This window comes from Hymenobacter sp. AT01-02 (genome assembly GCF_000961955.2).
In the GTDB taxonomy this organism is placed as follows: domain Bacteria; phylum Bacteroidota; class Bacteroidia; order Cytophagales; family Hymenobacteraceae; genus Hymenobacter; species Hymenobacter mucosus.
In genome coordinates, this window is record NZ_JZIR02000018.1 from 15,837 (window position 1) to 37,355 (window position 21,519).

At 56.9% G+C, this 21,519-nt stretch carries 18 protein-coding genes; 10 read left to right on the forward strand and 8 right to left on the reverse strand.

Features of this window, described 5'->3' with window-relative positions:
* Positions 1-99: 99 nt before the first annotated feature.
* Both VI25_RS08300 and VI25_RS08305 read right to left on the reverse strand, forming a co-directional pair.
* Entirely contained in the window at positions 100-1,395 is a 1,296-nt protein-coding gene (locus VI25_RS08300) for an OmpP1/FadL family transporter (RefSeq protein ID WP_045687483.1), read from the reverse strand.
* A 206-nt stretch (positions 1,396-1,601) separates the two neighbouring features.
* A complete protein-coding gene (locus tag VI25_RS08305) occupies positions 1,602-2,417 on the reverse strand; it encodes a cyanophycinase (RefSeq protein ID WP_052695009.1) in 816 nt (271 codons plus the stop codon).
* Positions 2,418-2,702: 285 nt separating this feature from the next.
* Between VI25_RS08305 and mgtE the strand changes: the two genes are divergently transcribed.
* From mgtE to VI25_RS08320, 3 genes are all read left to right on the forward strand, one after another.
* The gene (mgtE, locus tag VI25_RS08310; RefSeq protein ID WP_055562426.1) at positions 2,703-4,082 is read left to right on the forward strand and encodes a magnesium transporter; all 1,380 of its coding nucleotides are present in this window, start codon (positions 2,703-2,705) and stop codon (positions 4,080-4,082) included.
* Between the two features lie 48 nt (positions 4,083-4,130).
* Positions 4,131-4,850 (forward strand): hypothetical protein, encoded by a 720-nt coding sequence (locus tag VI25_RS08315; RefSeq protein ID WP_045687482.1) that lies wholly within the window; start codon positions 4,131-4,133, stop codon positions 4,848-4,850.
* A gap of 116 nt (positions 4,851-4,966) precedes the next feature.
* Positions 4,967-5,344, forward strand: a complete 378-nt coding sequence (locus VI25_RS08320; RefSeq protein ID WP_143437151.1) for a hypothetical protein — start codon at positions 4,967-4,969, stop codon at positions 5,342-5,344.
* Positions 5,345-5,458: 114 nt separating this feature from the next.
* Here VI25_RS08320 and arfB read toward each other — a convergent pair whose 3' ends face one another.
* A complete protein-coding gene (gene arfB, locus VI25_RS08325; RefSeq protein ID WP_316934290.1) occupies positions 5,459-5,902 on the reverse strand; it encodes an alternative ribosome rescue aminoacyl-tRNA hydrolase ArfB in 444 nt (147 codons plus the stop codon).
* Positions 5,903-5,980: 78 nt separating this feature from the next.
* On the reverse strand, positions 5,981-6,397 hold the full coding sequence (locus VI25_RS08330; RefSeq protein ID WP_201783267.1) for a hypothetical protein: 417 nt from the start codon (positions 6,395-6,397) through the stop codon (positions 5,981-5,983).
* A gap of 107 nt (positions 6,398-6,504) precedes the next feature.
* On the opposite strand from VI25_RS08330, the gene VI25_RS08335 reads away from it, so the two are divergent.
* Together VI25_RS08335 and VI25_RS08340 are read left to right on the forward strand one after the other, a co-directional pair.
* Positions 6,505-8,562 (forward strand): M13 family metallopeptidase, encoded by a 2,058-nt coding sequence (locus VI25_RS08335; protein WP_045687479.1) that lies wholly within the window; start codon positions 6,505-6,507, stop codon positions 8,560-8,562.
* Positions 8,563-8,812: 250 nt separating this feature from the next.
* A complete protein-coding gene (locus tag VI25_RS08340) occupies positions 8,813-9,523 on the forward strand; it encodes a head GIN domain-containing protein (protein ID WP_045687478.1) in 711 nt (236 codons plus the stop codon).
* A gap of 101 nt (positions 9,524-9,624) precedes the next feature.
* On the opposite strand, the gene VI25_RS08345 is transcribed toward VI25_RS08340, so the two are convergent.
* Positions 9,625-10,212 (reverse strand): hypothetical protein, encoded by a 588-nt coding sequence (locus VI25_RS08345; protein WP_201783268.1) that lies wholly within the window; start codon positions 10,210-10,212, stop codon positions 9,625-9,627.
* Positions 10,213-10,374: 162 nt separating this feature from the next.
* Between VI25_RS08345 and VI25_RS08350 the strand changes: the two genes are divergently transcribed.
* Positions 10,375-11,322 (forward strand): 3-oxoacyl-ACP synthase III family protein, encoded by a 948-nt coding sequence (locus tag VI25_RS08350; protein WP_045690333.1) that lies wholly within the window; start codon positions 10,375-10,377, stop codon positions 11,320-11,322.
* A gap of 31 nt (positions 11,323-11,353) precedes the next feature.
* Here the strand turns inward: VI25_RS08350 and VI25_RS08355 are convergent, their stop codons facing one another.
* A complete protein-coding gene (locus VI25_RS08355; protein WP_045690332.1) occupies positions 11,354-13,447 on the reverse strand; it encodes a matrixin family metalloprotease in 2,094 nt (697 codons plus the stop codon).
* A gap of 732 nt (positions 13,448-14,179) precedes the next feature.
* Here VI25_RS08355 and VI25_RS08360 point away from each other — a divergent pair.
* On the forward strand, positions 14,180-14,602 hold the full coding sequence (locus VI25_RS08360; protein WP_152981546.1) for a hypothetical protein: 423 nt from the start codon (positions 14,180-14,182) through the stop codon (positions 14,600-14,602).
* Positions 14,603-14,641: 39 nt separating this feature from the next.
* Here VI25_RS08360 and VI25_RS08365 read toward each other — a convergent pair whose 3' ends face one another.
* Positions 14,642-15,556 (reverse strand): DUF72 domain-containing protein, encoded by a 915-nt coding sequence (locus tag VI25_RS08365; RefSeq protein WP_045690330.1) that lies wholly within the window; start codon positions 15,554-15,556, stop codon positions 14,642-14,644.
* Between the two features lie 394 nt (positions 15,557-15,950).
* On the opposite strand from VI25_RS08365, the gene VI25_RS08370 reads away from it, so the two are divergent.
* The 3 genes from VI25_RS08370 to VI25_RS08380 all read left to right on the forward strand — a co-directional run bounded on the left by VI25_RS08370 (position 15,951) and on the right by VI25_RS08380 (position 20,114).
* Positions 15,951-16,772, forward strand: a complete 822-nt coding sequence (locus VI25_RS08370; RefSeq protein WP_055562427.1) for a septal ring lytic transglycosylase RlpA family protein — start codon at positions 15,951-15,953, stop codon at positions 16,770-16,772.
* Positions 16,773-17,015: 243 nt separating this feature from the next.
* Positions 17,016-19,493, forward strand: coding sequence for a penicillin acylase family protein (locus tag VI25_RS08375; RefSeq protein WP_055562428.1), 2,478 nt, complete (start codon positions 17,016-17,018; stop codon positions 19,491-19,493).
* Between the two features lie 237 nt (positions 19,494-19,730).
* Positions 19,731-20,114 carry a hypothetical protein gene (locus VI25_RS08380; RefSeq protein WP_152981547.1) on the forward strand — a complete coding sequence of 128 codons (384 nt, stop codon included), beginning with the start codon at positions 19,731-19,733 and terminating at the stop codon, positions 20,112-20,114.
* Positions 20,115-20,206: 92 nt separating this feature from the next.
* On the opposite strand, the gene VI25_RS08385 is transcribed toward VI25_RS08380, so the two are convergent.
* Positions 20,207-21,427: an alpha/beta hydrolase family protein gene (locus tag VI25_RS08385; RefSeq protein WP_236704975.1), complete on the reverse strand. Its 1,221-nt coding sequence runs from the start codon at positions 21,425-21,427 to the stop codon at positions 20,207-20,209.
* Between the last annotated feature and the right edge of the window lie 92 nt (positions 21,428-21,519).

Consider the following 21,519-nt stretch of genomic DNA (forward strand, 5'->3'; position numbering starts at 1 on the left):
GCATCCAGTTCGGGCTGGCAGCCAGCCAGTCCCAGTCCTAGTAGAGCCAGTGCTGGTGCAGTGCGTTTGAAGAAAGTATACATGGGAAGTAGGAGATACTTAGAAGGTGTAGTTCAGACCGATACCAGGAATCAGAACACGGGTTTTGTAGGTACCAGCCACACGGTCGGCGGTGTTGTTAGCCACCAAGTCGGCTTCAGTCTGAGTCCGCTTTTTCAGGTCAATAAACTGACCCGAAACATCAATACCGAAGCTACCGAACTTGTAGGAAGCCCCCACTGTAAGTCCTAGGCGGTCAGCATCGGGCGTTTCGGGCGTTACAAAGCCGTCTTTCACCGGCGAGAAATCGTAGGAACCGCCTCCCCGCACCGTCAGGCCACTGGTGAGCTGGTACTGGGCACCAGCGCGCAACGTCCACGCATTCTTGTACTCCCGGCGCGAAGTGCTCACGTTCGATCCGCCCACCTGACCAGAGGTAGACACCAAGCCACCGGCCCCGTTGTTGCCCCGGAAATCAAACCGCAGGATTTTGTACTTGCTCCATTCCACGTAGTTGGCGTCGAAGCCGATGGTCAGCTTCTCATTGGGCATGAAGCCCACGCCGATGCTAGTAGTAGCAGGCAGGGGCAGCGTAGCATCAAACTCAGTAGCAGTAAAGCGCGAGCCCAGGGAGGCGGGCACATTGCTGAAAGTCACGTCGCCCCCTTCTACCTGGGCATCTATCTTTGAGCGGTAGCTAGCACCCAGGCTCAGCTTATCGGTAGGCTTAAAGTAAATACCTGCGTTGTAGCCAATTTTGGTCGTTGCCTTACCATCCAGCTCCACGTGCGCAGCGCCGGCTCCCGCAGCACCTTCCACGGGAATGTCGCGCTGCAGATTTACTGCCCCGTAAGCCAAAATCACCAATCCCGCCCCCACACTCAGCTTGTCCGTTAGGGCATAGCTAACCGTTGGCTGCACGTAGATCGACTTTAGGTCGATTTCGGTGAGCGAATAGCGTCCTTCCCATCCATCGGCGTACTGTACCTTATTGCCAAAGGGAGTGTACACGGCAATACCGGCGGCAAACTTGTTGTCCTCTGAGCCGAAGCCAGCGTACAGGTTAAAAGGTGTTACCACGTGGTTTTGCAGCTCACGCTGCGGTCCGCCATATTGAGAGCGGAACGCTTGCCGAGCCAGGGTAGCATTCACGCCCACCTGTATTCCACGGTCGCGCACCATTGCTAGGGCACCGGGGTTGTAAAACATGGCCGCTTGATCCAGCGACAGGCCTACCCCTACGCCGCCCATGCCATTATTTTTCTGACCTGCCAGCGTTACCTGGTAGCCACCCGCCGACGCTGCTGTGCCCGAGAGCAGCGCCCCTCCGGCGAGGAGTAAAGATTTTAGGTTCATATACAGGAATGTGTGAGAATTTTGGGGATTGGAGGCCTAAATGTAGGCAGAAAAACGAAGTTTACTCGGCACGCCGAGTAAGTTTAAAAATGCTTTTCCTGCTCTTCTATCCACATTTTTTCTACTCTCAGCCTGCACGGCCACTCCCAAAACCTCACCACGGCTCTTGCGACTTCAACTCACATGAGTAAGTATTCACTCACAGGTTAGCTTGCTGCGACTTCCCGGGAAGCCAAATCAAGGTGCTGTCCGGCTACTAGTAGATGCACTCGCAAGTCTTGGCCGCTTACGGGCTCACCTTGCCCTACCCGGCCAAGGTTGCTGCCACGCAAGTGACGGCCATCTACTACAGTTACCACGCCGTCGCCGAATACTTCGGCCTGCTTTCCGCCACGCACAATGATGCCCGTTTCTTCGGCTAAGCCTACTCCGAGGCACATAGGGTGCGCTAGCAGGGCGTGGGCTAGCCGGCCAAAGCGGCCCCGCTCCACGAAATGCTGATCAATGAGCAGGCGAGGCAACAGACCCAGCCCCGCCCTGGTACGAATGCCGCCCTTGCGCAGGGCCCGCCACCCGTAGCCGTCTACCAGCATATATTCTGTGAGAGCGGCGGCCCCCGCGCTGGTACCAGCCACAATAAAGGATGCTTCGCTAAGGTAGCGCTGGTGCAGCACCTGCTGAAACTCCGTGCCCCGGATAAACTCCGTGATGCGCTCCTGGTCGCCGCCGGAAAAGAATACCAGCCCGGCCCGGCGCAGGCGGCGCAGGGTTACGGGCGCGTCGGCGGGGTGATGCTCTCCAATGGGCAAGTGGCGCGCCGCTGTGCAGCCAAGCTCCCGAAAGGCCTTCTCATATGCCGTGGCGGTAGCCTGAGCATCGTGGGGAGAAGCAGTGGTAACAATTTCTACTGCCGTATCTAAGGAAGGCAGCAGGTCGCAGAGTAAGGCTAGTAGTGCGTCATCATCACCGCCGCCGAGAGCAACGAGCGTACCAAGGGGCATGGCAGTAGACAAGTGAGACATAGGCAGAAGCGGAGAGTAGCAACTTAAAAATAGAGACGGGCGCGCTTGGAGGAACTGTGCAAGGCTGGGGAAGGTTACGGCCGAGTTCGGAGCACTTGCTTCCCCCTGGCTTTTCTCAGGGGCCTAAGCCCAACCGTACCAGGCGGTATACGTACCGGAAACAGCTCGCAGAAATATCCTGCGTTAGTTATCATTCCGGGACGGAAAAGGCTACTTTTGCGCGCCGGTTCTGCCCTTCTCACCAATTCCCTTCTGCCTAGCGAAAAACACCCCCTCTACTAGTTCATGAATCAGCATCCGACTACCGAACACATTACGTCCCTGATTCAGGAGGGCGAGTTTTTTAAGCTCAAAGAGGTTCTCAAACGATTTGAGCCCAACGAGGTAGTAGAACTCATTGAGCAGGAAGAGGAACGCGAGCAGCTGATTGTTTTTCGGCTCCTACCGCTCAGCCTGGCAACGGAGGTATTTGAATACCTCGACCTCGACATTCAAAAGCACTTCCTGGCGAATCTGTCCCAAGATAAAATCACGGACATCCTGAACGAGATGTCGCCCGACGACCGGACGGCGCTGCTGGAATTCCTACCCGACGAATTGGTGCGGGAGCTGATTCAGACCCTTTCGGAGCCGGAGCGCCGCGTGACGCTGGAACTGCTGGGCTACCCCGAGTACTCGGTGGGCCGTCTGATGACGCCCGACTACATTGCTATTCGCGAGAACTGGACGGTGCAACAGGTGCTCGACTACATCCGTCGTCACGGCGGGCAGTCGGAAACCCTCAGCGTGCTGTACGTGACCGACGAGCGAGGCGTGCTGATTGACGACATTAGCATCCGGGAGGTGCTGCTGGCCGATCCGCAGAAGCGCGTGAGCGACCTGATGGACCACCGCTCCGTGAAACTCAACACCATGCAGGATCAGGAGGAAGCCATTGAGGTGTTCCGCCGCAACGACCGAGTGGCCCTACCCGTGGTGAATAGTGAAGGGGTGCTGTTCGGCATCGTCACCATCGACGACATTCTCGACATTAGGGAAGAGGAAGATACTGAGGACATCCAAAAACTAGGTGGCTCGGAGGCCTTGGATGAGCCCTACCTCACCATTCCTCTCCAACGCATGGTGCAGAAGCGAGCGGGCTGGCTGGTCATCCTGTTCCTGGGTGAGCTGCTGACGGCCTCGGCCATGCAGTTCTTCGAAGGCGAGTTGCAGAAGGCCATTATCCTGGTGCAGTTCATTCCGCTCATCATCAGCTCGGGTGGCAACTCTGGCTCGCAGGCTACTTCTCTCATCATCCGGGCCATGAGCTTGGGTGAGTTTGCGTTGAGCGAGTGGTGGTTGGTAATGCGGCGCGAAATACTATCGGGCCTCATGCTGGGCATTATTCTGGGTGTTGTAGGGTTTGCGCGCATTGCGGTCTGGCAACTGATAACGCCTATCTACGGGGAGCACTGGGTTCTAATTGGTCTTACGGTAGCCTTTGCCTTGCTGGGCATTGTGCTCTGGGGCTCCCTGGCGGGGTCTATGCTACCCCTCATCCTGAAGCGCCTAGGCCTAGACCCTGCTACCTCTTCGGCTCCTTTTGTGGCTACCTTAGTGGACGTTACGGGGCTGATTATCTACTTCTCGGTGGCGCTGGTGTTCCTACGCGGCACGTTGCTCTAAGCAGACCAGGGAATTTCTTGTTGTGCGCTGAACTCGTATCCCTACGCTATGAAACGCGGCCTATTTGTGTACCGACTGTTGATGCTGCTGGCAGCTACCGTAGGCAGTACTAGTTGCGCCCGGTTCGCCCGGCTCAACCAGCTCAATGACGGGTACTACCGCGTGCTTACGGCCAGCAATGATACGCTCTTGCAGCAACTACGCGCCCCCCACCGACGCTACTACGTACAGCAGCACGGCGATACGCTGGCTTTCACCCCGCCTGCTACTTCGGCGGCCATTCCACCTACTACTCTCTACGAGCTGCTTCCCCGGGAGTCCGTCACGCTGCTACACCGCAGCTTCGACCTCGATATCTTTTCCATTCCCTTCAAGGCGCTGCCGCCCCGGGGAGGCTTGCCGGTGCAGCTCAACACGAATTTCAACGTGGCCTTGTACGTGGGCCGCCGCCTCGATTTTTACCGCTTTAGCAACCGGCGGCTTTCACCGTTTCAGCCGCGCCCCTTTATCCGCAGCAACGGGTTTGGCTACGGGCTTTTCGGGGGCCTTGGCTCGTCCGTCATCACCGCCGACCTTACCCAGCAACGGGCAGTTACTGACTATGAAGGCTTTACCCTACACGGTGGCGCGGCCATTATTTACGATGCCCGCCTGCTGAACCTGGGGTTGGCCGTGGGAGTAGACCATTTGCTAGGCCCCGATGGGCGCTATTGGGTCTACCAAAACCACCCCTGGGTGGGAGTGCTGTTCGGTCTTGACCTGAACTAAAACCATAGGGAGCTAGTTACCGTCTACTAGCCTAAGCGTATTTTCCGCCGCACATATCAGGCTACATCATACGGATGCTTCTGGAAGAACTACAGTCCTCATTAGGTAAAACCTATTTGTCCATTTCTTACCGTCCGGAAGGGCCCTGGATTCACGCCGATTGGATTGGCTACCCCACCGGCAATAGCGTTCTGCAAGGGGCATTGGCCTACCTCGATCAGATGCAGAAGCAAGGGTGCCGTGCCGTGCTCAATGACAACCGCCGCTTGGTAGGCCGCTGGGATGCTTCCCTGGAATTTCTGGAGCAACAGTGGATTCCGCACGCACTCAGCACTGGCCTGCGCTACTGGGCTCATCTAGACAATCCCGGCGCATTTTCCGTGGAGTCTGCCGATGCTCTGCGAACACGCATTAATGGTCGCTTTGAAGTAGGCATTTTTGAGGACCAACTACAGGCTGAGGACTGGCTGCGGGCGGGTCTTCGCAAAGGCTAGCGGGGCAAAGAAACCGGCGCCCTTGCACCAGCCAAGTTCTGGCGTTAGCCACCACATTACCACGCGTGCTAGATAGGCAGCACAGCCGTGCGCTATTGACTACTTCCTGCCCACCTAGAAATCGACTCGGCCGCGGTTTGCCTTTTTGTCGCCGTGCTTTTTCTTGGATTCTAACCGCTGGCGGACGGCTCCTTGGCTAGGCTTGGTGGCTTTGCGCGCTTTGGGCTTGTACAAGGCCTTTTGCAGGGTTTCGTGAAACTTACGGATGGCCGTTTCTTTGTTGCGCAGCTGGCTCCGGTCTTCCTGGGCAGCAATCAGCAGTTCCCCATCGGTAGTAAGGCGAGAAGCCAGCTTTTGTACCAGCGTCTGCTTTTGCTCATCGGTCAGCACTTGGGAGTCAGCCACCCGGAAGCGCAGTTCCACGCGCGATTCAACTTTATTGACGTTTTGGCCACCTGGGCCGCTGCTCCGGCTGGTTTGGAACTGAAGCTCAGGCAAGAAGGCATCGGCGGGCGGAATCATAAGGAAAGGAGCGGGTGAAGCAGAAAGCGTAATCAAGTAAAGTAGGAAAGCAAGGTAGCATTTTGCCTTGCGCGAATCGAAGGATACATACGGGCCAGCCCAGGCCACGGCCTATTACCACAGCAAAGTACCCAGCAAGAACAGGCGCACCGTCCAGGCCAGAGTCCTAATCCAGTTGGTGCGTACGAGCCCGTCGATGGCTATGTAATTGTAGCCCTGCGCTAGGCGATTATGAAACGGGACGCTGATGAAAAAGGTGGCTGCCCAAATCAGTAGTACCAGCGCCAAGCTCCACCACACGGCGTCTCCCAATGCTTGGCCTGCCCAAGCTAGCCACGCCGCCAAACCCAGTTCCAGTACCATAGGCACCATTACTATCCAGCCCATACGAGTAGAATGCTGCCGATGAAATACCACAAATTTCTCGGGTGCTACCTGGGCAAAGCTGGGGTAGTGTACTAGTTGCACGGTCCAGATTAGGCCGGTGAGGTAGGCGGCCAGCGCAAAGTTGAGCTGGAGAAGATGGGGCAAGGTCATACGCAGGCAACGGCAAGCAGAGAATAGCTGTCTTTGCGCTACGTGAACCGGCCGGTTCGCGCTACATTCGCCCGCATACTCACTGTTCGTTTCCTTTGCTCATGCATTTGTCCTCTTCCTTACGGCCTTGGCTGGTAGCAGCTCCCTTGTTAGGCTTGTTGGCTACTAGTTGCCAGCCCGGCGGTAAGTCGGGTACTACCACGCCCGATCTGCTCCAAGCCAACCTCGACACCACCGTGCGCCCCGGCGACGACTTTTTCACGTATGCCAACGGCACGTGGCTGAAAGCGCACCCCATTCCGGCTTCCGAAAGCTCCTGGGGAATTGGTAAGGAAGTACAAAATGAGGTATACGCCCGCCTCCGGGCGCTAAACCAAGAAGCAGCCAAGGCCAACGCCAAGGAAGGCGAAAACCAGCAAAAAATCGGGGACTTCTGGGCGTCGGGCCTTGATTCGGTGACCATTGACAAGCAAGGCATTGCTCCCCTAAAGCCGGAGCTAGACCGCATTGCAGCCATCAAGTCGGTGGCCGATGTGCAAGCCGTAATAGCCCGCCACAAAGTACTGGGCGTGAATTCGCTTATCGGCGGCTACGTACGCCAAGATGCTAAAAACAGCGAAAAGATGGCCATGCACCTGTATCAAGCAGGCCTGGGCCTTCCCAACCGCGACTACTACTTCAATAAGGATACCCGCACCGCTACCATTCGCAAGGAGTATGTGCGCCACGTAGCCCGCATGTTGCAGCTACTCGGCCAAGATTCCGTAACGGCACAGCGCCATAGCGCCCAAGTTATGCAGCTGGAAACGGCGCTAGCGGCCTCTTCGCGCAAGCTGGAAGCCCTGCGCGACCCCTACGCCAACTACAACAAGCGCGCCGTGGCCGATCTGGGCCAGATCACGCCCGGCATCGACTGGAAATCGTGGCTGAGGCAGATGGAGCTACCCAAGGTAGACACGGTGATAGTGGGCCAGCCTGAGTTCTATCAGAAAGCTGGTCAGCTGCTGAAGACTACCCCCCTCGACCAGTGGCAGGCCTATTTGCAGTGGCATCTGGTGCATACTTTCGCCAGCCAGCTCAGCCGTCCCATCGACACGGAAAACTTCCGTTTTTACGGCACCATCTTGCAGGGGCAAAAAGAGCAGCGCCCCCGCTGGAAGCGCGTGCTAGACGAGGAGGAAGCTGGCATGGGCGAAATTCTGGGTCAGCTGTTTGTGAAGGAGTACTTCACGCCCGAAACCAAGGAGCGCTACGCTCAGCTAACCGAGAATGTGGTGGCCACCTTCCGCGAGCATATTCAGGCCCTGGATTGGATGAGCGACTCTACCAAGCAGAAGGCCTTGGTGAAGCTGACTAAAATTGCACCCAAGGTGGGCTACCCCGACAAGTGGCGCGACTATTCTTCGCTCAAAATCAGCCGCGACTCTTACCTCGCCAACGTCATGCGAGCCAATGAGTGGCAGTACCGCTACAACGCCAACAAGCTGGGCAAACCCGTGGACCGCACGGAGTGGGAAATGACGCCCCAGACCTACAATGCCTACTACAACCCCAGCAACAATGAGATTGTGCTGCCGGCGGCCATCTTCTCCATTCCTGGCCTGGCCGACAAAGACGCCGATGATGCCATCATTTACGGCTACGCGGGCGCTAGCACCATCGGCCACGAGCTTACGCATGGCTTTGACGACGAGGGCAGCCAGTTTGATGAGAAAGGCAACCTACGCAACTGGTGGAGCAAAAAAGACCGGGCAGCTTTCCAGCAGCGCGTGAACGGCATTGTGCGCCAGTTCAACGGCTACACGGTGCTCGACTCCTTACACATCAACGGTAAAGCCACTGCCGGTGAGAACATTGCCGATTTGGGTGGTATCGTCATTGCCTTCGATGCCTTCAAGAAAACGGACCAGTACAAGAAAGGCGAGAAGATTGGGGGCCTCACGCCTACCCAGCGCTACTTCCTGGGCTATGCGCTAGGCTGGCAAAACCATCAGCGCGACGAAGTGCTGGCTCAACGCATCCTCACAGATGTACACTCCCCGGCCCAGTATCGCGTGAACGGCCCCTTTGCCGACGTACCTGCCTTCTACGAAGCATTCAACGTGCAACCCGGCCAGAAACTCTACCTCCCTGATTCGGCCCGGGTGAAAATCTGGTAATACCTCTTTCAGGCTCCATTGTGTTGCACCGCCTTCCTACTATTTGTGGGAAGGCGGTGCTTTTTCTACCGCGCCTCTCTTCTCGAAATCCAGGCTGTATATAGGCCTACCACGAAGCAGCCCCCGATTCTCAACGCGCCAGTTTCTACGCTATATAAAGCAAGCAAAATTCTTTTTCCGGCGTGGGCAACGGTTGGTTCTTTCCACCCATCTAGTGGGTAGATCTACCTCTTAACTCGCTAGAAATCCGATGAAAACTATGCGCTCCTTCCTCCCTGCTCTGCTCCTTTTCCTGCTTGTGCTATCGGCTTTCCGGGTGGTGGCACCGCGCGAAACTCGCCCGGTAGAAAACTTCACTTCCGTTGGGCTAGCGGGCTCAGCCAACGTCATCCTGCGCCAGGGTAGCCCCCAGAAAGTGGAGGTAGAAGCCGACCCTGCCGACCTAGCTCACTTTGAAACTGTTGTTAGCGGTGGCCAACTGCGTGTGGGACCCAAACGTGAATCAAATTTCACCTCGTCTTACCGCTTCAAAGGCCCTGTTACGGTGTACGTTACTACGCCCGTTATCAAATCCTTATCCGTGAGCGGCTCGGGAAATATGCGCGCTGCTGATGCCCTAAAGACCGATAATCTGTCGTTGTCGGTGAGTGGCTCGGGCGACCTTGAGTTGGCCAGCGTTACGGCCGATAAAATCAGCACGTCACTAGCCGGGTCGGGCTCGGTACAGGCTGCCGGTAATGCCCCTCGCCACGATATTAGCATCAGCGGCTCGGGCGAGGTGAGAGCTACTAAGCTACACACCACCGATTGCCGAGTGAGCATTAGCGGCTCGGGCGACTGCCGGGTTCAGGCCACGCAGAACCTAAGCGCCAGCATTGTGGGCTCAGGCGATGTGTACGTAAGCGGCAACCCCAAAATCAGTACCTCTACAGTTGGTAGCGGCCGCGTCCATCGCCAGTAATTGACCACGGCACCCAACAAGAAGGGCCCCGACCAGATGTGGTCGGGGCCCTTCTTGTTGGGTGCTGACGAGTGCTGTTGGCGTAGCGCCTGAAACTAAGGCTAGAAATCAAACAGGCCGCCGCCCGATTTACTCTTGGATTTCGACTTGCTCTTTTTCTTTTTGTCCTTGTCTTTGTCGCCGCCAAACATCCCGTTGAAGATGCCCGTGTTTTTCTCCTTCACTAGGATGTAGCGCACGGAAACGGCTGTGGGGAAGCGCGTCCAGTCCTCCGCGCCAAACTCTACGGTAGGCTTAAAGTCAACCGATAAGACGAAGGGGGTAAGGGCTACCTTGTATTCGATACCGGCTAGCGCATCAATTCCACCAAAGGCCCCATTGTCCTTGTGGTTGCCGACGTGGCCACCAGCTCCGAAGTAGTAGTTGAGACTAGGGCCTAAAATACCGAAGTGTCGCTCGGCCAGCAGAGTAGCACTTACCTCCCGCGAGGAAACAAGCCCTAGCCCTTCGAGGGTAGTTTTGTCGAGAATCTTTTGCTGCACGGTGATGCCGTACTGCCCCCCACCTACCCGCAGGCCAGCGGCCGTACGATATTTCTGGGCCTGCGCTGCCGGAGCAGCTACTAGCCCACAACCCAGGCCCAAGGTAGCACCCAGAAATGACCGCCGAAGGAAATGTGAAAACATCATAATATTATAAGATGAGCAGCCCAACCTGGCCTGCCTGGGTCCGTTGAACGAACGTCTTACGTGCAAAGTACGGGCTATCTGCAGAAAAGCTGGCGGCCACTACCGCCAATAACCGTACCTTGGTCCCGTATTTCTGCCTTGTCTCTCACTCTTCCTTTCCTCGTGTACATTCATCAGGTGGCGGCCTACCTGCCCGCCGAAATCATTACCAACGAGCACTTTACGCGTCTCAATGGCCTCTCACACGAGTGGATTACGGAGCGCACCGGCATACAAACTCGCCGAAAGGCAGCCCCCGGCGAAAATACCAATACGATGGCCTTGGAGGCCACACGCCGCGTGTTAGCCGCTGCCCCCGCTTTCCCCGCTGCTGAGGTGGACCTCATTGTGGGGGCCACATATACCCCTCACGATACTATTTATACCCTGGCTCATGCCGTGCAGCGGGAGCTCAACGTAGGAGAAATTCCGGTAGTCAGCATTTCTTCGGCGTGCTCCTCACTGCTCAATGCCATTGAAATTGTGGAGGGCTATTTTGCCATGGGTAAGGCGCGGCGGGCCTTGGTTGTAGTGAGCGAGCATAATACAGCCTATAACAACGAGCAAGACACCATGGCTGGCCACCTGTGGGGCGACGGTGCAGCGGCTTTGTTGCTCACTCCTGAGCGCTTGTCTGAAAACGACCTGGATGTGCGTACGGTGCTGACCGGCGGAGTTGCCAATGTGGGCAAGGCCGACGTAGCCGTAACACTCAAGCCCGTGGAGAAAGGTATTGTGATGCCCTTCGGCAAGGACGTGTTTATCAACGCCTGCCAGTATATGGCCCGCGTAACGCAGCAGGTTTTGGAGCGCAATAACTTGAGCGTGGAGGATGTAACTTACCTCATCCCCCATCAAGCCAACCTGCGCATTACCAAGAATGTGCTACAGCAGCTAGGCTTGCCCGAAGACCGGGCCGTATCAAACATCCAGGACTTAGGCAATACCGGCTGCGCCGGCGCCGCCATTGCGCTAGCCGATACGTGGGCCTTGCTCAAACCCGGCAACCAGATAGTTATTACCGTCTTTGGTGGCGGTTACTCCTACGGGGCCATGCTCTTGGCGCGCTAACCTAGGAAGCTCGCCGTTATGGGGCTTCGGGCTAGTCTATCTTTACTAGGCGGGAAGTGCCCGAAGGGCCTTCTGAATCGCTCCACCGGATGATGTACCAGCCTGGGCTCAAGTACGGAGGCTCTACGGCAAGCGTATTGAGGCCGGGCTGGTACCGAATCACCGTGCCGCGCAAGTAGCGCCCCACGGCATCGTAGAAACGTAGGGTGAGGGTGCCCGGCAGCCCCCCACCTACGTACTGTAGCCGGAGCAAGTCGGCGTTTGTCAGCGGGTTAGGATAGAACTGCACGCCACTAGCAATGGTGGCATCATCCGTTACGGCGGTTGGGGTTGGGGTATCCAGGGAAGTATCGGGCCGGCGCACCCGAACGCGGTAGTAGCTCATACCACTCAGCGGCTGGGGGTCGGTGTAGCGGTAAACCGGGCCCGCGCCGGCGCGCACCGTCGCCACGGCTTGCCAGGCCCGGGTGGTATCGGAAGGGGCCCGCTCTACCACAAATTCTGTCACGAAGCACTCATTTTGCGTGCTCCACTGCACGACTACTCCCGCACCTTCTTCATAGCGGGCAAATTGAGAAGTAAGTGGTGCGGGCAGCATAGGTGTTACACCGCATTCATCTGCCAAAAAGCCCCGGCGACGTAGCACGTAGCGGCCGCCAGCAATGTCGCTAGGGGCTGCCAGGGTGCGGCTCACTTGCCCGCGGGCAATGGCGTAGTGCATCACGGCAGAAGGCAAGATCAGGTGCGACAACTGCTGGGCGTGCCCTAACTCGTGCAAGGCTACTGACTCGAAGTCGATCTGATTAGAGTTAGGCGTACCCGGCCCAAACTGCCAGTTGGTAGCATCATCAAACTCCGTATCGATTTCCTGCACGTAGAAGCTTACGCTGCCATCGGCTTGGTAACACCCCCGGTAGTAGCTGGTAGTGCGGCCCAGCACGTTGGCGGGCAGCGTCGTACCACTATCGAAGCCCACCGCGTTTTCGCCGTCATCGGCCACGCCGCTTTTAGTGCGCGTAGTGCCTACCACCCAGTTGATGCCCGTTTGGCAGCGCCAGTTAGCCAAGGCCCGCCGCCAAGCCGTTGTGGCGCTGGTGTTGCTGTCAAAGGTAGGATCGAAGCGGAATGTATAACCGCCGGTGCCATTCTGGTTGAGGTGGCCCGGAATAACCCGCTGGCTGGTAGCCTCATCCTGCACGTTGCTGGCGGCAAATACTACCGTTACGGAACTTACGCTTTGGGTGGTAAGCTGGTCGGTGCTCGTAATCCGCACCGGACCGGTGCCAGCCGTATTGCCAGAGGCGCTAATGGAAGGCACCGTCACGCGGATTTCCGTATCTGACCAGCTTACATAGTCCCTGTCGGCTGCTTTCGTGAAGGAGTTGTTGACGTCTGCATTCCGAAACTCCACAAACCCGGTACCCCGAGTGGCTCCGAATCCGGTACCGCGAATGGTAAGCACCGCCCCGGTTCCGGCCGTGAGGCTAAGCGGTGCTAGACTTGTCACAACGGGAGCTGCTACCTTAGCCGCAATTGGCTCGGTCTGCCGACGCAGGGCGGTTGTTAGCGTCACGTTGGGCTGCACCTCGCGCGGCCGGGCGTTGCCTAGCTGCCGGTACAGGCTTGTACCCAACCCAGTGTAAATATGATAAGGCTCTATTGCCGTGGCCGTGTGCAATTCGTAGCGTACAAAGCCTTGCTGACTAGCGTACACAGACCAAGCGCCTGCGGCGCCGGTGCCGGGAAACGTAGCGGGTTCCAAGAAAAACACTCCTTGCTCACCCACCGTCAAGCGGAGCGTGTTGGTGATTTCCTGACGCTCAAGCCCTACTGTGCCGCCCTCTGTCATCAGGGTAATCTCGGCGGGGGCCGTGCCTTTTAGTAGCTTGTACACGCGCACTCGGTGCGTGGTGTAGATGCGGCCGGCGCTGGTACGCATTCCCTTGCTGCTTAGCACTTCGCCTTCTAGTACTAGCGGTACGTGCGCAGTTCGTGCTTCCGGATCTAGTGGCAATAGAGAGCAGTGTATGTCCGGGGTGGTAGCAGCTGACTGGGCAACGGCAGTACCAGGGCTGCTGAGGAGCACAATTGGCGCCAGCAGCAAAGTAAGTAGGGGTGCTTTCATGAGGGCAGAGAGCCGGGTATGGCCCAGGCTCAAGATACGGGGTTTTGCCCTGAGTGGGTCATGCCACAGCCGCCCTACTGATAAGTTTTTGCAGCGGATTGGCTTGGGAGCAGAGGTATCCTATAGCCCAGTCACAAGCAGGTAGGTATGCTATATCTGTGGGGCACTGCGTGGCTGCTTGCAGCTCTATCCATTCGTATACAGCCTTTTCTACTTATTTGTAGTTCCTTTCGCTTCGGAGAAGCCCTATGCTTAGTGCTTCTTCTACCGTATGGCAGGTCACCAATAATTGGCAACTGGCAAAGTGCTATTCGACATATATCAATTACGCACTAGATACATTACACCTGAGCCATACCACTGAACGCGGCCTATACTTTTCATGCTGAATTACTGATTGTACGGGATGTACTCTAAGGCTACCTTGCAGGCAATAAGCTAGCACTGAGTAATCTTCATTTCCATACTTACCAATACTTTATGCGCACTACCTATCTAAGGACAGCACTAGCGCTGATCTGCTGTAGTCCGGCTACTCTGCTGGCCCAAACCAATTCACCAGCAGCTACTCCAGCGGATCCCCCATCCCCTGCATCTACTGCGGTTGGTACGCCTCGCAACACGATGGTAAAATTAGGTACTGGTCTTACCCGTGGTTTTAGATTTAGAACTAATACGCTGACAGCCCCTATTGTACTTGGCGTTGAACATCATATCACATCGGCCTGGTCCGTGTCGGGAAACGCTTATGCGGGACTGGAGGTGATTGAGGGTAAATACTATGATTCAACCCTACCGTTAGTGCGCGAGTGCGGAGCTGATATAGGGGCTCGATACTATTACAACCAAGAGAAACGCCGGCAAAAAGGTAGGGCTACTGGACCCTTTACGGGCAATTATCTGTCGGCTATGACAACGGCTACCTTTTATGCCAATGCTAATGCGGATGGGGCGCACTACCGTTATGGCTACTCAACACTTAATGTGGTATGGGGCATGCAGCGCCGCATCGGTCGGCATGGTTTGTTTGACGCATACGCTGGCGGAGGCATCCAAAACGACTACGCGTTCCGTTATCGGAACGGACACTACAGGCAGGGCCGCGTTATTGATCCAAACTTTGAAGTAGGTGTCAAACTCAGTCTAGTACATTAAGTAACAACGAGGGCGCCGCAGCTTGCGGCGCCCTCGTTGTTAGAATAAGCTTCCTTGCACGGGTTGCGGAATTATACGCGGGGGCTGCACCCCCATACCCGTCAGGGCGTGCAATCGGCCCAGGAAGTGCTGGGCCCATACCGGCGAGTGCATGATGTCTTTCTGATGGATGAATACATAGGCCGTGTGCAAGCCTGCTTCCAGCCAGCTCGCCAGGCGATTCGCCCAGTCGTCGGCACGCTGGAAGTCGGAGGCTACTAGGCCGTGGCCGTTCAGCCGAATGAAGGCGACGGGGCTGGTCAGGCGCATATGAAGCACGTCGCGGCGGCCAGCCACATCACTCACTACCAGTGTTTTGCCCAGTGCCTCTAGCATTGCCGAAACAGCCGCCAACAACTCATGGTCGGAAAACCAGCCGGGGTGGCGTAGCTCTACGGCCAGAGGTACGTAATCGGGAAAATCGAGAAGGTAGCGCTCCAGGCGCGGCAAGTGCTCGGGCCCAAACGTGGGCGGCAGCTGCAAGAAGGCATGGCCCAGGTTCTGGCCCAAGCCCTCAATAGCCCGGCAGAAAGAAGTAGTTAGATCATCGGCGTTGTACAAGGCCCGGTCGTGGCTGATGATCTGCGGAAACTTCGGGCAAAACCGAAACGCGGCAGGCACGGCATCACGCCACTTGCGCACGGTAGTAGCATCGGGAATACGGTAGTGAGTTGTATTCAGCTCAATACTATTGAATTGGCGGGCGTAGTGGTGCAAGTAGTCGGCGTCTTTGATGCCCGCCGGGAAGTAGCTGCCTAGCCACGCTTTGTTGGTCCAGATGGGGCAGCCCACGTACACGCGCGGTGGAGCCGGCTGGGCAGGCAAGGCCCGGGCAAGCACACCAGCCGTTTCGGGATGGTCGGGGGGTAGGCGAAAGTTAACGTAGCGAAGGTCGGAAAGGCGGCCAAAATCCATACCCGAAGGTACGGCAAAACCGCTCGGGGTGCTATAGACGGGTAAGCGGGTGTTTGGTCTTTCCTTTGGTGGAGGCTTACCCTCTATCCCTTATGAAATTTCCGAGACTTTTGCAACCTACCCCAAGGCTGGTTTCCCGCGTCAAAGCCAAAATTTTTTGAGCGGCGCATAGTCTTATTTCGTCAGGGTTCAGCTTACTATCTAATTAGAGTACAAAACACGACTTAACGAAACACAAACAATCATTTCGTGCCGTTGTATCTGATTATTTAAATGCAAGTTTTCTTGAAAAAGGTAAATTACTTGCTCATTTACTTAGCTAACTACGTTGGGATTTGCGAGCGGGTTTAGTGGGTGCTGCTAGATTTGTCAGACCCACCAACCAAGAGAATGAATGAAGTTGATTACACGACTGCATGTCTCGGGCTTGCTGATGGCCATGTACCTGACAATGCTCACGGCCTTTCCAGTGCAGGCCCGCGTCTGGTTCAGTGATGATGAAAAAGCCCCGGCCGCCTCGGCCAAGAAAACTGCCGTACTCCGCGGCCGCGCCTCCTGGTACGGAAAGGAGCACCAAGGTCACCGCACCAGCAATGGCGAGCGGTTTGATCGGCACCAGTACACCTGCGCTCATAAGACTCTTCCTTTCGGCACTAAGCTACGCGTAACCAACCCCGAAAGCGGCAAAGCCGTGGTAGTACGCGTAACCGACCGGGGTCCTTTCCGCCACCAGCGCATCCTCGACTTATCAGAAATTGCGGCTCGTCCGTTGGGCATTGTTACCCACGGTGCCGTATCGGTAGTAGCCGAAGTGGTTCCCGATGATACGGAGCTTGGCCCCACGGATGCACCTCAGGACTTGGCCGCCTTGCTCAGCGACACTACCGCCGTTACGGAGGCTGGCTTACACACTAATATTCAGGCCGGTGACACGGAGGCTGCGGACGTAGCGCTGATGCCGGAGCCCACCGCCACGTATGTTATTCAAGCGGGCACCTTCGGCGACGTGCGCAACGCCCAGGCCTTGCTTACCAAGATTCAAAACCTAGAGCCTCAGCTCATTGCTTCTACCGTGGCCGCCAGTACGCCCGCAGGCAAGCCCCTCAACCGAGTGGTAGTAGGCCGTTTTGCCACGCAAGCGGAGGCCGATGTTGTGCGCCAACGGTTGGCCCGCGCGGGCATAACCGGGTTAGTACGCCAGGGTGAAAACCTCTGATTAGCAGGCCTACCCAACACTACTTAGTATATAGAAAAGGCACCCTCTTACCAGAGGGTGCCTTTTCTGCGTTGGGTGCTTTCTGTTGATGACTTGACATAGTGCCTTCCAGATTTGGTTTCCGAGTGTGCTTACCGCTAAGAGCTACCGTCGCGGCTCCCGGGCAATAGCGTAAGCTAGCAAGCCGCTGATGTAGAATACGAAGCATTTGCTACCTTCCTGCCTCCTGCTCACTGGTCGTTTATGCTTCGTATTCTGAAGGCGAGCCTCGCCCTACTTATTACACTCGTGCTTACGTGGGTGCTCAATACCAAACAAGGCGATATTCCGCCCATTGGCAAGTTACTGAGTCCCTACCGCGGCTTCTGGCAGAATGGCGAGACAGCCGCCGATTTTCCCGACCAGCAGACGCTAACGTTACCTGGTTTGCACCAGCCCGTGCGCGTGCGCTTTGATGACAGACACGTACCCCACGTTTTTGCCCAGAACGAGCACGACTTGTACTACGCCCAGGGCTACCTCACGGCCCGCGACCGTCTTTGGCAGATGGAGTTTACTACGCGGGTAGCAGCAGGCCGCATTTCGGAGGTGGTAGGTCCCAAAGCATTGGAGTACGACCGGTTTCAGCGGCGCATGGGCCTGCCCTACGGCGCGGCCCGGTCGGAGCGCGAAATGATGCAGGACCCCACTACGCGCCTCGTGTTGGAGTCGTATGCGGAGGGCGTGAATGCTTACATCAGCAGCCTCTCCCCAAAGGATTATCCCTTCGAGTACAAGCTGCTGGATTACGCCCCAGAGCCCTGGCAACCCCTTAAAAGTGCCCTGCTGCTGAAACTGATGGCCTGGACGCTGAGCGGCCGCTCCGACGACTTGCGCCTGAGTAACATCTTGGGTAAGTATGGCCCAGCGGTGGTGCAGGACCTCTTTCCCGATTATCCCAACCGCACCGACGCCATAGTGCCAACCGGCACACCCCGCACGTTTACGCCGGTACCCGTACCGGCCGTACCGCCATTGCTGTCCGCAAACCCCTCGAACAAGGTGCCTAGCCGGGAGCCCGATGCCGAACTGGGCTCCAACAACTTTGCGGTGGCGGGGGCGCGGTCTGCTTCGGGACTTCCTATTCTAGCCAACGACCCGCACTTGCAGCTTAACCTTCCTAGCATATGGTACCAGATGCAGTTGCACGCGCCGGGCCTGAACGTGTACGGAGTGACGATTCCGGGTGCTCCTGCCATTATCATCGGATTTAATGAGCAAGTGGCGTGGGGAGTAACCAATGTGGGCGGCGACGTGCTCGATTGGTACCAGCTCAAGTTTCGGGATGCCAGCATGCGCGAGTACTGGCACGATGGACGCTGGAAACCAATACGCCGGGTGGTGGAGCGCATTGTGGTGCGCGGGCAGCCCGACCGCCTCGATACGGTGCTGTATACCCACCACGGCCCCATCGTGTACGACCACGATGAGACGGTATTCGACAAGCAGACGCCCACCAGGCACGCTCTGCGCTGGACTGCTCACGATGGCGGCAACGAAGTGCTAGCCTTCTACCGCCTCGACCGGGCCCGCAACTACGAGGACTACCAGACGGCGCTGAGCACGTACGCTTCGCCCGCTCAGAACTTCATCTTCGCCGACAACCAGAACACTATTGCCATTCAGCCCAACGGTAGCTTCCCGCTGAAGTGGGCCGACCAGGGCAAGTTTATCTTGGACGGGACCGATGCCCGGCACGACTGGCAGGGCTGGATTCCGATGGCACACAACCCTAATGTGCGCAACCCAGCCCGCGGCTTCGTATCGTCGGCTAATCAGCCCTCGGCCGGGTTCGACTATCCGTACTACTTAGGCTGGGACTATAACCCCTCCGACCGTGCGCACCGCATTAATGAGCGCCTTGCTCAGATGCAGCACGCTACGCCCGACAGCTTGCGCCAGCTCCAAAACGATAATTTAGGCGTAAACGCCCGCCTGATGCTGCCCTGGATGCTACAACTCGTGACGGAAAATGCTGGCGCCACTCAGCAACCCAGGCCCCCGTTGCCAAGTAGCCCCGAGGGTGCCGCCGTGCAAGTTCTCCGGCAGTGGGACTACCACTATACCACCGAGGCAGTAGCGGCTTCCATTTTCGAGCTTTGGTACACAACCCTGGTGCGCCGCCTCTGGGAAGATGACTTTGGCGCCGCTACGGGCCTCGAAATGCGCTATCCTTCCAGCGCCCGTACCAATCAGCTGCTACTGAAAGAATCGGCTACCTCCCCCTGGGTAGACGACCGCACCACCTCGCCGCGCGAGAACGTGCACGACCTACTAACGGCGTCGCTGCACTTCACCGTCGATTCATTGACTCGCAAGTTTGGCCCTCTGGGGCCAGAGTGGCGCTGGGCCAATCAGAAAAGCACCGACATTACTCACCTTGCCAACCTGGCGGGATTTGGCCGGATGGATATAAACTGCGGGGGTAGCCCAGGCTCGGTGAATGCCACTGGTCCGCGCAATGGCCCTTCTTGGCGCATGGTGGTAGCATTGGGTCCTCAGGTGAGGGCCTACGGGATTTTTCCCGGTGGACAAAGCGGCAACCCCGCCTCTACCTACTACGACGACATGATTGAGCCCTGGCGCCAGGGGCAGCTAGATGAACTGGTATTCCTACGCGCTGCCGATGAAAACCACCCGCGCCTACGGGCCGCCTGGCGACTAGAAGCCTCCTCGAAGTAATTACCACTAGCAGATTACCTTATAGCTTAGGTAGAATACACTGATTTTACTTCTTCTACCGAATGCCCCGCAGTACTTCGTCCGTCAGCCCGCGTTGTAGTACGTGGCCGCAAGTATCACAGCAGAATTATTCTGGTTGCTTTAGCTCTAGAATATTACCTGAAGCACCCGCCAACGTTGCGCGCCCATTCTAACGGCGTCTACACTTTTCTTCTCGCTTCTACCCTCATTGCCCCTATGAAGTCCTTCGGTTTACTTACCCTTTTAATGCTGGTGGGCTGCGCGCTTTTGCAGTTGATTATGCCCTGGTGGAGCCTCGTACTTGTGTGCTTGGGGTTGGCGGCTTGGCAGCGCCCATCTAGTGGGCGGGCATTTGCTGCTGGGTTGCTGGGGGCGGGCCTCAGCTGGTGGCTACCGGCTCTGTGGCTCACTACCCACGGGGCTGCTCGGCTAGCCGGCCGGCTGGCTACGCTCTTGCCCTTGGGCGGCAATGCCTGGCTGTTGCTGGCACTAAGCGGGGTAGTAGCCGGATTGGTAGGCGGCTTAGCGGCAGTTAGTGGCACGTGGCTTCGGCAGGCGGCAAGTCCAATAGCCGCGCATTCTACCGCGCCTCAACGGTAAAGTTTTGCGGAATGTACTGTAACAAAAAAGCGGTTCGCTATAGTAGCAAACCGCTTTTTTGTTGACGGACAAGTACTGAATGATCTGGCAGCTTAGTACTGCGAAATAAATGCGAAAGCCTGCAAGGTGTAAGTAGCCACGGAAGTAAAGTGGTTGCCGCCCTGAATTGGCTTTAGCTGCACCTGAGTGGCCCCGCGAGCCTGCATTGCCTTATAGGCGTCCTGCGAGTTGAAGTACGGCACGTAATCGTCGGCGGTACCGTGGAACAGGGCCAGTGGCGCCTTGGGCTTCCAATCGTAAATGTCGTTGTCGCGCAAGCTTGCCGTAAGGGCCGCATCCGAATCAGTAGCGACGCTTTGGCGGAAGCTGGCCGTAAACAACTGGCTCGGCAAGCTAGGAACCGAGCCAAATGGGTTAGCCTGCAACTGAGTAGCGTAAGGCTCCTGGAAGTAGGCCGAAAATGGTCGGTTCAGTTTGTACACCCGGTTATACGTGTCGAGAACCCACACGTAGGTGCTCAGAAAGCTCAGGGGCTGAGTAGAGTTGACAACGTACTTAGCGAAGCCCGACTTGTTGTAAGCGCCAGCCCCAGGGGCACTGGCCGCTACGGGCAACTCCGCCGGGTACTTCTCCTCCAGGTACTTGTGCAGGGCCATGGTAGCGTAGCCACCCTCCGAGTACCCCAACAGGAAGTTCTTCTGGTTTACACTAATGTTCTGTTGCTTACAAAACTCCCGCGTGGCCCGCAGCATATCCGCCGAGGCCGAAGCTAACGAAGCCGCGTGTTCGTACGGGTGAGGTAGCGCCTTGGAAGCCCCGTACCCAATGTAGTCGGGAGCCGATACGATGTAGCCGGTAGAAGCCAGCACGGATACGGCCGACCATATCTCGCTACTAGTGCTGTAGTAAGAAGGGGCGCGGTCTTCGTCACTGGGTCGGATGGTGCCATGCTGATAGCTAATAAGGGGTAATGCCGTAGACACCACTGGCACTAGTAGCGCCCCTGAGGCCGTAATGGCCTGCCCATCCGTATTGTGCGTGGTATATGTCAGCCGGTACACCTTGATGGGATACCGCGCCAAAGAGCCCACCAGAGGGATTTCCCTAACGCGACCAGCCAGCGTGGTAGTGCTGTACTCGCCAATCAAGGTGCTCCCTACCAGTACCGGAGTAGGCGCCGGCGTCTCGTCCGTGGTAGCATCGGGCTGGGGCGATTCACTTTTGCAACCGGGAGCAGTTGTTACTAAAAGAAGGCCTATCAGCCAAGCTGGAGCAAAGCGGGCCAAACGACGGGTAGTGTTGAGTATAGTCACTGAAAGGAAATTATAGACGCGGTGGTTCTTATTTTCTTAACACCGATTCAGACAAAAGATTCCTCCCAGCGCTTACTAACGCCGCTTTAATC